The sequence below is a fragment of the Oceanobacillus bengalensis genome (assembly GCF_003628445.1).
Classification (GTDB): domain Bacteria; phylum Bacillota; class Bacilli; order Bacillales; family Amphibacillaceae; genus Oceanobacillus; species Oceanobacillus bengalensis.
On the sequence record NZ_RBZO01000055.1, the window covers coordinates 1 to 10,725 of the forward strand.

Sequence of the window (10,725 nt, forward strand, 5' to 3'; positions counted from 1 at the left end):
AACATGAATGGTCCTTCTTTTAGAATGAAAGAAACCGAAGAATGGATAAAAACAAGTGCTGATAAAGTGGCTCAAAATTAACTTGCGAAATGGCTCACTTTTCACTTGCGAAATACAAGTTTCCCTTTGAAAAGGCTATTTTCATTCGTTATTTTTTTATCACCTAAATAGATTTCAAAGGTTTCATTTGTTCTAGCCTTAATATAGGATATATGGTTTCCATCCCTTGTGATAGAAGCATCCATTATAAAATTGTCCACTTTTTCGCTTAACCTTTCCACAGTGCCATCTTCAGATAACAACCCAATAAGATAATTAGTCTTATCTTGCCATCGAATTAAAATCCCTTTAGCTGTCCACTGTAATGGAATAACCGTACTATCAAAATCTGTTAAAGGTTGCACTCGCTCTTCATTTTCAATATCATATATTTCTAGCGTATTATCTTGTATACGGGTCTTATAGTAGTCCTTCTCCCTTATACTTGCTGAATAACATATTTTGCTGCCATCAGGAGAAAAGCAGACACTCTCTCCCAACAACTTATCTATATTCATCTTTTGGAGCTCTCCAGCTCTAATATCTAGTATGTATAGGTCTCCATTAATAAAATCTCCCATATGTGAGCTTGGTGTAGCATTGAAGACAATTTTTTCCCCCTCATTGGAAATATCAAATTCAAGGATATGAAAATTCTCACCGTCCGTTAGTTGATAAGCAATGCTATTTTCTCGTTCATATTTATTATTTTGAATCACTTTTTCTACTTCAATGTAATATAGACAATTATTCCGATAGTCCTTACCGATATGATGAAAGTCTCCATATAGGTCCTTACGTTTCTTGATTGCCTCAGATTCCTTTGACTGTGAAATATAATACAATCCCTTGCCAGTAGGCTCCCATTTGAATTTACTGACCCCTTCTTTCTCATCAGTAATTTGAACCCCACTATAACCATCTATTGACTGAACAAAGATTTGATTTTTCTTATTATCCCCGTCACCAACTGGGCTAAGGTATGCGATATCTCTAGAATCTGGAGACCATAATGGGCATGTACTATCAATATCCCTAGCTGTTAATGGGTAACACTGCCCCTTATCTTTTTCATATATCCATACATTATTCCTATATTTATTGTCTTTCCAGTTAGCTAATCTTTTGACAAATGCTACTTTTTGGCCATCATCACTTATATTTATACTTGATAAGGTTGGTAATGAAATAATTTCTTCTATACTTAGATATGTCTTTTCACTCATTTTCATAAATGCCCCCTTTTAACTATAATCGCACCTCTTTATTTACATTTATTTATATTTTGCTAACTACTCCTTTATTTCACCAATCGACACAGTTAGCACAATAAGAATTATTTATACTGCTCATAGTATTTCTTTGGATTAGATATATTGTTTGCAACAAAGAATTCCGCTTCTCTCCTAAACATCTTTATGTAGGACTCCTTATCCATTGAAATTCCTTGTAACTCTTCAATACTTCCATCAACTGTAACTGTATCTGTTTTTAAGTTTACAAAAACAGTTAAATAAACTCTGTCATTATATGAAACCGTTGCAGTTACTAGTTTATTCTGCAAATCAACCGATAGATATTCATGTTTTACACCTGTTGGCTTGAATAATGTATATCCAATATTTGATTTATCATTATTCATTGTCATTATGAATTGCCTCCTATTAGACATTTCGCTAAAGAACACCCAATAATTTAAGTAATTTACTTCACAGAGGCTCTAAGTCATTGGCATTCATGCCACTAACTCTTTTCCAAACCTATTCTTGTAAACTTCCCTTTTAGTAAATTCAACAAGAAAGGGTACTTCTCCTTCTAGAATCACCAATCAAGGTAACACCTTATCAATTTTGTTATTGTTCTAAGCGTTTGTATTCTAACACTTCTACACCAAATCCATGACTACACCTAATTTTAGGACTATCACAAGATGGAGATAACCTTACCTTAACCAAGTCTTCTGCATATTCAAATGGATCGTTGTTATTCTCAGGAACTTGAACCCTAACAGAAATATCATAAGAATGATTGTTGTTATAAACAATATTAACTATCCTCTGTTTCTTCCACCCAAAACTTAAATCCTCTTTTCCTTCATACTCTTTTGTTACCCTTTTATCGATTACCGGAAATATAATATCCCAAATTATATCTTCCGGTGTAACATACCAGTCTTCCGCATAGGGCTTAATTTCCTTTGGTACTTGGGGTTCAGCATTAACTATGTTGTTACTTGTGGCAAATATTATTAAAATCGTAAAGAAGGAAATCACTGTCTTCAAGATGCTCACTCCTATAACTTTTTCACTTAGATTTCTCCTGGTAATTTATTTTATCCGTAAACAGTAAATGGAGTAAGCAAATAGCAGCCCTAATAGCGCCTTGACAATAGATCGTATCGCCGTGCAAACACGGGTGCTATTTTAGTTGTTAATTGGCATGTCGATTCTCAGCTATATTGAAAAGTTCAAGGATCAATATTGATTATGTGTTAGAATACAGTTATATATTTCAAAATATTCAAACCACAAACTCACAGGCAGTTTAGGGGAAAATAATATTTTAAATCGTAAAGGGGCGAGGTAATTGGAAGATAAAAAGTGTACTAATTGTGGAAGTGTTGACTTTACGGAAGCAACAGATTATATGCCTGTAAAACCGATTAAAATGTCACTTAAAGGCTCTAATAAGATTTATACATTTTGCTTGAATTGTGGAGTGGTCCATTCCATTCGTATTGAAGATACATCTATTTTTAAAAAGTAAAATGGAATTGTTGTTTAACGGGGGGCTTCAATTAAATAGCTAATATACCATTTGAAAGACAAAAAGCTTGAGGTTCAAATATATCCTCAAGCCTTTTTGGGTACTATTTGCATCGTTATTTGATTGGCTAATTATATGTTTTGTAACCTGTGATTGTAATTTTTCTCCACGTTATCTGAACTACTTAATCTAATATGTACATATGCGGTCTTTATTCAATTTCTTATTCAACTAAATCGCTCCATTAATTGAAAAAAGATTACCATATTGACAATCTCCTTACTGCATTAATGCACGCGTTAGCACATTATGCGATTACCTTATAGAATAATTGCATCGTTGCTTTTTACTGTATATTTGTTAATTTAATTAATTCTATGACATCTTCGTCGTTCCCCGTATCAATGTACACTGACTCTGTATGATTAATAATATCTGTATAGAATTTTTCGCCGGCTGGGTAATTGCCATCCCATCGTAAAGGAACGTTGTATTCATTAATCGTACCATCGCCATTCCCACTATAGGTTACAGATCCATCCACTAAACGACCACCTGCTAACTGGATAACATCCTCTGGATATTCAAGACTGGTTTCATCATTAGGATTAAGTGGGGTACCAGCCGGAATATGTTGAACGTACAATCCATCTATATCTTGATTCGCTCCAAGCTGTAGCCAAACACGAGCGTATTCAATTTGTTCACTTGAATACTGAGATAGTGTTTCTTTGTCTTCCTTATCGCCGACATTTGAATCACTATTTTCAGATGGTGTATGACCCGAATCATCCTTGTCAGTTTCTTCCGAAGAGATGTCATTTGCCTCATCAGTGTTTGATTCCACTATTTCACTCGTTGACGCATTTTCATCTGTTTTGGTTGTATCTTCCTCTGTTGATTCTAAAACTGAATTGTTTTCTGAAGAATTCGTTGTGGTTTCTTCATTTCCATCGTTAGCGCAACCTGTTAGTATCCCTACAAAGAATAGTAACACAACATTAAAGTAAAAATTCTTTGTTCGTTTTTTCATCCGTCAAACCATTCCTTTCACTATGTAAAATATATTAAGATTCCGAGTAGTATATTTAATCTCAAACCCGCATACTTATTGCATTAACCTGTAACTATAACAAAACAAGATGCAGTTCCTTATACAAAAAACTACCTGCTCTTACAAATACCTTTCAATAATAATTAAATCATTAGAAGGGGTTAGATTATCCTTTTTCCCTATTGTAAAATCTGCCCACTGACGTCCAACTTCAACATATAGTCTTTTCCCATCCCATTAATGCACCAGTCATTTAAATAATTTGCTAATCCAAGTTTAGTTCCATGTTGTTAACTCTTCTGAAACATCGCTTAAAAATTCCTTCTCTATTTTAAAATAGAAAGCCCCATCTATCGTTACAGATTTCATTCCATCGATTAATGATACCGATTGTAATGAAGGAATTTCCATTTCATTCATAAATAATTGGTCAATTGGAACATTGCCTTCAATTTCACGCGTAATTTCTTCTAATTCAGTTTGTTGAATTTCGTTTTTTACTTTATTGATGACAGCATTTAAGAGGTTTACAAGGTCTTCCTCCCCCATACTTCTTCCATATGTAGCATCCATCATTAATGCCACTACCTCTTCCCCGTTTAAATGATTGGTTCCTTGTTCTAAATCAAAAGCAGCTTGCGATATTGCTCTCACTCGTATATCCTCTTCAATGTCGTAATTGATACCATCCACGGAATCAATCATTGTTGAAAAGGTTTTTAAATCGATAACAGCATAATAATCAATAGGTATATCAAAAAAGTTTGAGACAGTTGTTTTTACACTTTCCGCTCCTTCTGAACCGTAGGCATAAGCGTGTGTTAATTTATCATTCGTTCCGTCGTTATCTGATATCGGAACATACGTATCACGTGGAATCGATAGAACTTTCATCCTATTTTTATCTTTATTATAAGTTAGTAAAAGGTTTAGAGGTATTCTTTGATTTTCATCTTTGATTGCTAATAACGCGGTAAAATTTTCATCTTTTTGAACGACTGCTCCATTCGGATTCGTTCCGTTATTTTCTTCGTAATTTATATTCCCAGAAAAGATAGACGGTATAAACAACAAGATACTTAATCCGACCGCTACTAAAGAAGCAGCAAAATAGGCAATACGTTTAGAAAAGGAAATAAAAGGTTTCTTTTGCATTTTATCATTCTCTGTTCTATTAATTTGCTCAAAAACTTTATCACGGTCTTCTTTTGTGAATGTTAATTTCGAATCAGATGAATGGTTAAAAAAATCATCCCTCATTAAATTTAGCCTCCTTTAACATTGGTTTTAATCTTTGTTTTGCTCTTCTTAGTCGGGTTTTCACTGTATTAGCTGGAATACCCAAAACATCAGCGATTTCTTCTGTTTTCAAAGAATCATAGTAGTATAGGTAAACCACTTCCCGATACAATTTTGGAAGAGAAAAGATGGTATCCTTTATTTCCTTGTCTTTATATTTATCAATAACTGTTTTTTCTGTGGAAGGTAAAAATGACCGAGTTGTATCATTTATAAAATCCTTCACCCGAACCTTTTTATAATTCCAGCTTCTTAAATAATCTTTGCATTCGTTAATTGTAATACGATAAAGCCATGTTTTGATCTGTGCGTCATACCGGAATGAATCGATGTTTTTATAGCATTTAATAAACGTATTTTGAACCAGATCCTTAGCTATCTCGGTATCTTTCACATAGGAAAATGCCAATCGCACCAATTCATTCCCATATTCAATCATCATTTTTTCTAATATGTAATCTTTTTCTGATTTGTTCATTCTACTCCCCCCTCTCTCTCAAATTCAGCTATTAGACGATTAACAACTCCTATTAGGTTCATATTTTCAAAAATATTAACTTTAACATGGATTGTTGTGACTGCTAAACAAAAGTAGACAGTTTTTGCTAGATAAATAGAAACACTCATTACCCAAAAATACCAATAAAAATTAGTGCTTTCCATTGTAAAATGTTTATATCAATAAACATCGTCAGTGGAGGTCGCAAAAGGTGGATAAGTGGGAAATGTATATGGAAATACGTCAGTTAATTAAAAAGGGATTTAGTAAGTCAAAAGTGGCGGAAAAACTAGGAATATCAAGATCAACGGTTTATCGTAACCTGAAAAAGTCACCCTCTGATATGGCTGAATGGTTAGAATCAATTCAAACAAGAAGTAAGAAATTAGATCCCCATAAGGAGCTTATCTTATCATGGTTGAGAGAACATTCAGATATGTCTGCTGTACAAGTAGATGATTGGTTAAAAGAGAAATACGAGGATTTAGAGGTAGGAGAAAGCACTGTTCGATCGTATGTTAGAGAATTGCGAGAGGATTATAAAATAAAGAAAGAAACTTCACCACGGATCTATGAAGCTATTCCAGATTCACCTATGGGTGAACAATTACAAGTTGACTTTGGTCATACCAAACAGAAAACAATAGATAACAATGATCTTACCATCATATTCTCGAATTGTTAATTCAATCTGACCAATATACTCGCCTTCTATTTCAACTAAAACAAAGCCTTCTGGAAATTTACTGGTCATTTCTCTTAACCAAATTAAATACGCTTCTTCGTCTCCTAAGTTTGATGTATCGCCAAAGCTAACTCTAAACGAATCTTTTCTAAATCTTATTACTTCTGTTCGGTGTTTCTCTATATCAATTGGCTCAAATCTCATCAACAAAACCCCCGAGCTATACTAATATGCCCTCTTCAACAATTGCATCAGTTACTTTAAGTTCAATTTTTTATAATTCTGACCAAACATTTAATTCTTGTAACCAACTATAATATTTATTTCAAATTTCTATTTAATTTATCTGTTATATCCCATAATAAACCAACAATAATACCTAAAAATATTGATATTCCGTAAAGGTGGGTCATATCAGCATCGGTCAAAATACTTAATCCAGTATTAACCACCCACCCTGCTACTCCCCCTCCAATTACAGATACTAATGTCAACCCTTCATTTCTCCTTTTTCTGGTTCTTGTCACTATGTAACACTCCTCTCTTTGCTAATTAGAGACAATTTCAACTTGATTTTAGTCAAGATGTTTCTGAATAGAATAGGGTGCATACCACTTCTTATTCCAGGAAAGTGTCCTATTTGGAAGAATGCATTTTAATATAAGTACCCTTTCGTTGATCCATTAACTTTCATAAGTAAAATAGAAGATTTGAAAGCAACCATACTGTAACGTTGGTGAAAATGATAAAGAATATAATACTTAAAGTTTCTTTATATCTATTTTTTCCCTTGAGTTTGGGTTCATAATGTCCAAGGATATTCTTATTAGTAGAATAAATCCTATTATGTAATAGGTATTCCAATATGATAAACTCCAAAAGTATCTTTCAAAAAATCCCCTCAATCCAGATAATTACCTGGTTACTAACCATTACTGCTCGAATAATATAATATCAACTGTTGCTTATTTCAGAAAAGACACCCATTACTTTAACAAGTTACTTCTGCTTTCTCTTTTCCAAAAATGCCCAACATAAATAAGTGAAATAACCAATAATTAGCGGTAAAACAGGAACGATGCCAATTTCATTAGGTAAATAAGCAAACAAGACAAAGGTTAATATAAAGGCTGGTACCATTATCCATAACCAAACTCCTACTCTTTTGTTTTTTAAACTTAATTCATATTCCACTTTATAACCACCTTTTATTAAACTCTTCTTCACGATTAGCTTAGTAACTTCCGCCAGCAACTAACGTAATATTCTTACTAGTACTTTATTAGTTTTAACCAAAGCAAAAAGGAACCCTACAATGATCACCTTGCTTGACTCTTGCACTTTATAGTTTAAGTAGCTTTCCTCACAAAGATTTGATCATTTATAGTTTCAAAGCATCAACAATCAGTGATGGAAAAACTAACTTTTCTCCGTGGTTTCTTGGGTCATATTTCTTTGAACGAAAAATCACGCCGTCCTCTCCATCCCAAAAATTTTGATGGAAACTTCCTTCCTCATCACAATACTCAAGTAACTTAACATCATAACCAGCAGTTTCAAACATTTTTGCAAGTATTTTATAATTGTAAACTATCTTATGACTAGCTGCAGGGTGGTCTTTAGGTCCAGGCCCACCGATTTGAACTATGTTTTGATATGTTTCATCTCTAAAGAATGCGTCAGGAACAGCACAGCGTATATATCCCGATGGTTTTAAAAATTTATAACACATCTTTGCTGCTTCGATACCTTTTTCATAAGTTAAATGCTCCCAAACGTGTTCCGCTAAAATTGCTGTAATCGAATGATTGTCAAATCTTCTATTCCATGTATTTTCTTCTAGAAAATTAAGTTCTTCCTCCTGTGTATGCAACCAACCTGGATTATTATTATATTCCCCTGCACCTATAACTAGCTTTATCTCTGCTTGTTTTATTGCCAATAGATCCACCTCACTAAAAGTTATTGTTTTCCTTTACCGCCCTTAGTTCAAAAACTTCCCCATAAAATAACATTAATCCTTCTAGTGAAGTAATTCGTCTTTAATACTTAATTCTAATTGCTAATGTTCCCCATTCCTTCTCTTGCACGGGAGTATATATTTCATATGTTCCATCTACCATTTCTTTCATTGTCCAACCTTCACAATCAAAGTCTTGAAAAGGGATATCCTCGTACATTACTTGAAATGTATCGTATATTTTTAGTTCTGTTACTGTTACTTGTAATATTTCATCTTGTTCAGGAACTTTAGTAAATTCGATTGTGTCTCCGACTTTAATCTTTCTTCTCTTTTCATCATTTAAGCGTACTTCAACCTTTTTCTTTCCCTCTTTAATTGATTTGAAATATTCTCCATACAAACCCATTTGATGTATCATTCATTTCAACTCTAATATGTCCATTCGTATATTTCTATTTATTGCACTAACCTGCACCGGGCTCGATATCTCTACAATTCAATGATAACACAATTTTCTATATATTCTAATAGGTATTTCCAGAAGAAAAAGGCAATCAAATATAATGATCACCTTGTTTAACTCTTGCATCCTGGAGTTTAAGTACACAATCACTCTATAATAAATTCTAATTGATCATCCATTTTACGATAATCGCTCTGGTTCAAGCGTTGTTAATGTTTTATGAGACTTAAGGAACTTAATAAGATTTTCATCCGTTTCTATTGAAGATTTACCGAGCCAAATTAAATGTCCCCATGTATCAAGTAGATAAAATTTAGATGAAGGTATGTTTTCATGGGCAAAATAGGGATGTTCTAATGGTACAGATCCATCATGTTTACTGTGCATAATAAGAGTCGGACAACTTATAGCCTGTAAATATTCAGTAGATATCTCATTTACCTGTACTAAATCGATTAAAAAACCATATCCTGAGCGTTGTCGATTATTCATTTTTCTTATTGCTTCAATATCCTCCCTAACTACCATTCCCGTTGCTTCTTTATGTGTAAGTTTACTAAAAGAGGAAAACATTTGTTTAAAGATAAAACGTGGAAATAGATTATTCATAAAAGATAATAACTTCCATGTGTATTTTTCTATTTTGGGGCGAAATATTACACTCGCAACTTTAAATTCTATATCCTTGGGAGTAAGCCATTCTTTCGTAACAGCTGATTGTAAGGTAAGTGAACAAACCATTTCTGGATATTTAGCAGCAAAGTATATACCGCTAGTACCTCCTGCGGATATAGCAACTAGGTGGATTTGCTTTAATTTTAAATGATTTATTAATTTCAAATAATATTCACACGCAGTAGATAAACTTTCTCCAATTTCCTTAGATGTTCCTCCATACCCTGCTCTTGAAGGGGTAACGATAGAGAACCCATTCTCTAATAATGCTTTATATCCAAACTCTTCATTACAATTTGAATGTCCACCATGCATGACAAATACAGGTTCACCCTCACCAATAATAGAATATTCAATAGTTAACCCATTTATAGAAAATTTTTCTATTCTTCTCTCCATTTGATCTCCCCTTTTTTACACAAAAATACTTATTAGGATATCTCTTCTTCCCCTTCAATTAAATAAAAGATGATTGTTTTGTTGGTAGCCTTGTTGCACCATTTAGTCGAAAAAAATTATTCAAACATTAAAATTCTAGGATCTTTATTGTAAGAGTGAACAAGTATAGAGTGTAATTGCCCCCTATGATGATAAACATGTGCTAATATTTCTAACAACCATTCATACCTTGTATAAGTCACACCCCAATATGACGTGGTACGAGATAGTAGTTCTGTGTCCGATAATTTCATATAATTATTTTTTAATGATTTAAAATTTGTAATTAAGCCATCTTCTATTGATTCTAAAGTTTTATATGATACATTAGAATAAAATGTTTCCATTTCCTCTTGGGTTGCCTCTTTAGAAATACGCCAGTCAGCTTCACAAATTACTGCAATGTGCTCCAGTAACTCCCCAATAGACTGCTTATTAGTTGTTGGCCTTTTTTGTAAATCAGCTTCTTCTAATTTACTTATTATTTTTATTAATGTTTGGACAGCTACTTCAATTTGATGTAAAACACTTTCACAATTCATATGTTCCTCCTTATTAGGGAATTCTCCCTCTAAACTTCAATAAAATAGATGCGACCTCCTTCTTATAGCAAAATAACAAGCTAACTTCGAACCACACCCCGATCGGTTCGTACAATAAGAAAATGGCTCTATTGAAATATTGCACCCGTTTGTTCAGCACAAATCAATTCTATTCCTTCTAGATACAGATAGGTAAGGGTTTGAAGTTATCGCTCCCTTTTCCCCCTGTTCACACCGTACGTGCGACTTTCACCGCATACGGCGTTCCAACTAATCCAATTCATTCAATTCTATGTAATAAA

Annotated in this window: 14 protein-coding genes and 1 pseudogene; 2 read left to right on the forward strand and 13 right to left on the reverse strand. The window is 33.3% G+C overall.

All coding sequences use genetic code 11. From position 1 onward, the window contains the following. Positions 1–116 precede the first annotated feature (116 nt). The 3 genes and pseudogenes from D8M05_RS19305 to D8M05_RS19315 form a co-directional block, all read right to left on the reverse strand. A pseudogene (locus tag D8M05_RS19305) lies at positions 117–1,271 on the reverse strand (TolB family protein); the annotation flags it as partial. A gap of 104 nt (positions 1,272–1,375) precedes the next feature. Continuing rightward, the gene (locus tag D8M05_RS19310) at positions 1,376–1,687 is read right to left on the reverse strand and encodes a hypothetical protein (RefSeq protein WP_121134700.1); all 312 of its coding nucleotides are present in this window, start codon (positions 1,685–1,687) and stop codon (positions 1,376–1,378) included. Between the two features lie 205 nt (positions 1,688–1,892). Further along, complete coding sequence (locus D8M05_RS19315; RefSeq protein WP_379543297.1) at positions 1,893–2,330, reverse strand: hypothetical protein; 438 nt, start codon at positions 2,328–2,330, stop codon at positions 1,893–1,895. 295 nt (positions 2,331–2,625) lie between these two features. Between D8M05_RS19315 and D8M05_RS19320 the strand changes: the two genes are divergently transcribed. Beyond that, positions 2,626–2,805 (forward strand): hypothetical protein, encoded by a 180-nt coding sequence (locus D8M05_RS19320; protein ID WP_121134702.1) that lies wholly within the window; start codon positions 2,626–2,628, stop codon positions 2,803–2,805. Positions 2,806–3,151: 346 nt separating this feature from the next. Here the strand turns inward: D8M05_RS19320 and D8M05_RS19325 are convergent, their stop codons facing one another. The 3 genes from D8M05_RS19325 to D8M05_RS19335 form a co-directional block, all read right to left on the reverse strand. Next, positions 3,152–3,838, reverse strand: coding sequence for a hypothetical protein (locus tag D8M05_RS19325; RefSeq protein ID WP_121134704.1), 687 nt, complete (start codon positions 3,836–3,838; stop codon positions 3,152–3,154). A gap of 297 nt (positions 3,839–4,135) precedes the next feature. Then, positions 4,136–5,119, reverse strand: a complete 984-nt coding sequence (locus tag D8M05_RS19330) for an LCP family protein (protein WP_121134706.1) — start codon at positions 5,117–5,119, stop codon at positions 4,136–4,138. Continuing rightward, a complete protein-coding gene (locus D8M05_RS19335) occupies positions 5,109–5,636 on the reverse strand; it encodes a sigma-70 family RNA polymerase sigma factor (RefSeq protein WP_121134708.1) in 528 nt (175 codons plus the stop codon). Before D8M05_RS19335 ends, D8M05_RS19330 begins: the two co-directional genes overlap by 11 nt. A gap of 232 nt (positions 5,637–5,868) precedes the next feature. On the opposite strand from D8M05_RS19335, the gene D8M05_RS19340 reads away from it, so the two are divergent. Further along, on the forward strand, positions 5,869–6,342 hold the full coding sequence (locus tag D8M05_RS19340; protein WP_245985547.1) for a helix-turn-helix domain-containing protein: 474 nt from the start codon (positions 5,869–5,871) through the stop codon (positions 6,340–6,342). Here D8M05_RS19340 and D8M05_RS20025 read toward each other — a convergent pair. The 7 genes from D8M05_RS20025 to D8M05_RS19370 all read right to left on the reverse strand — a co-directional run bounded on the left by D8M05_RS20025 (position 6,265) and on the right by D8M05_RS19370 (position 10,423). Then, positions 6,265–6,546 (reverse strand): N-acetyltransferase, encoded by a 282-nt coding sequence (locus D8M05_RS20025; protein ID WP_147405203.1) that lies wholly within the window; start codon positions 6,544–6,546, stop codon positions 6,265–6,267. The genes D8M05_RS19340 and D8M05_RS20025 overlap by 78 nt on opposite strands. A gap of 116 nt (positions 6,547–6,662) precedes the next feature. Then, positions 6,663–6,869 (reverse strand): hypothetical protein, encoded by a 207-nt coding sequence (locus D8M05_RS19345; protein ID WP_121134710.1) that lies wholly within the window; start codon positions 6,867–6,869, stop codon positions 6,663–6,665. A 472-nt stretch (positions 6,870–7,341) separates the two neighbouring features. Beyond that, positions 7,342–7,536, reverse strand: coding sequence for a hypothetical protein (locus tag D8M05_RS19350; RefSeq protein WP_121134712.1), 195 nt, complete (start codon positions 7,534–7,536; stop codon positions 7,342–7,344). A 187-nt stretch (positions 7,537–7,723) separates the two neighbouring features. After that, positions 7,724–8,284 carry a class I SAM-dependent methyltransferase gene (locus tag D8M05_RS19355; RefSeq protein WP_121134714.1) on the reverse strand — a complete coding sequence of 187 codons (561 nt, stop codon included), beginning with the start codon at positions 8,282–8,284 and terminating at the stop codon, positions 7,724–7,726. Positions 8,285–8,384: 100 nt separating this feature from the next. Next, positions 8,385–8,723, reverse strand: coding sequence for an ASCH domain-containing protein (locus D8M05_RS19360; protein WP_121134716.1), 339 nt, complete (start codon positions 8,721–8,723; stop codon positions 8,385–8,387). A 225-nt stretch (positions 8,724–8,948) separates the two neighbouring features. Next, on the reverse strand, positions 8,949–9,842 hold the full coding sequence (locus tag D8M05_RS19365) for an alpha/beta fold hydrolase (RefSeq protein ID WP_121134718.1): 894 nt from the start codon (positions 9,840–9,842) through the stop codon (positions 8,949–8,951). A gap of 116 nt (positions 9,843–9,958) precedes the next feature. Then, positions 9,959–10,423 carry a DinB family protein gene (locus D8M05_RS19370; protein WP_121134720.1) on the reverse strand — a complete coding sequence of 155 codons (465 nt, stop codon included), beginning with the start codon at positions 10,421–10,423 and terminating at the stop codon, positions 9,959–9,961. Positions 10,424–10,725 lie beyond the last annotated feature (302 nt).

Bases quoted from the DNA above. Each gene is read 5' to 3' on its own strand.
- D8M05_RS19310 (WP_121134700.1), bottom strand. From the start codon at position 1,687: ATGACAATGAATAATGATAAATCAAATATTGGATATACATTATTCAAG.
- D8M05_RS19325 (WP_121134704.1), bottom strand. From the start codon at position 3,838: ATGAAAAAACGAACAAAGAATTTTTACTTTAATGTTGTGTTACTATTC.
- D8M05_RS19330 (WP_121134706.1), bottom strand. From the start codon at position 5,119: ATGAGGGATGATTTTTTTAACCATTCATCTGATTCGAAATTAACATTC.
- D8M05_RS19335 (WP_121134708.1), bottom strand. From the start codon at position 5,636: ATGAACAAATCAGAAAAAGATTACATATTAGAAAAAATGATGATTGAA.
- D8M05_RS20025 (WP_147405203.1), bottom strand. From the start codon at position 6,546: ATGAGATTTGAGCCAATTGATATAGAGAAACACCGAACAGAAGTAATA.
- D8M05_RS19360 (WP_121134716.1), bottom strand. From the start codon at position 8,723: ATGATACATCAAATGGGTTTGTATGGAGAATATTTCAAATCAATTAAA.
- D8M05_RS19365 (WP_121134718.1), bottom strand. From the start codon at position 9,842: ATGGAGAGAAGAATAGAAAAATTTTCTATAAATGGGTTAACTATTGAA.
- D8M05_RS19370 (WP_121134720.1), bottom strand. From the start codon at position 10,423: ATGAATTGTGAAAGTGTTTTACATCAAATTGAAGTAGCTGTCCAAACA.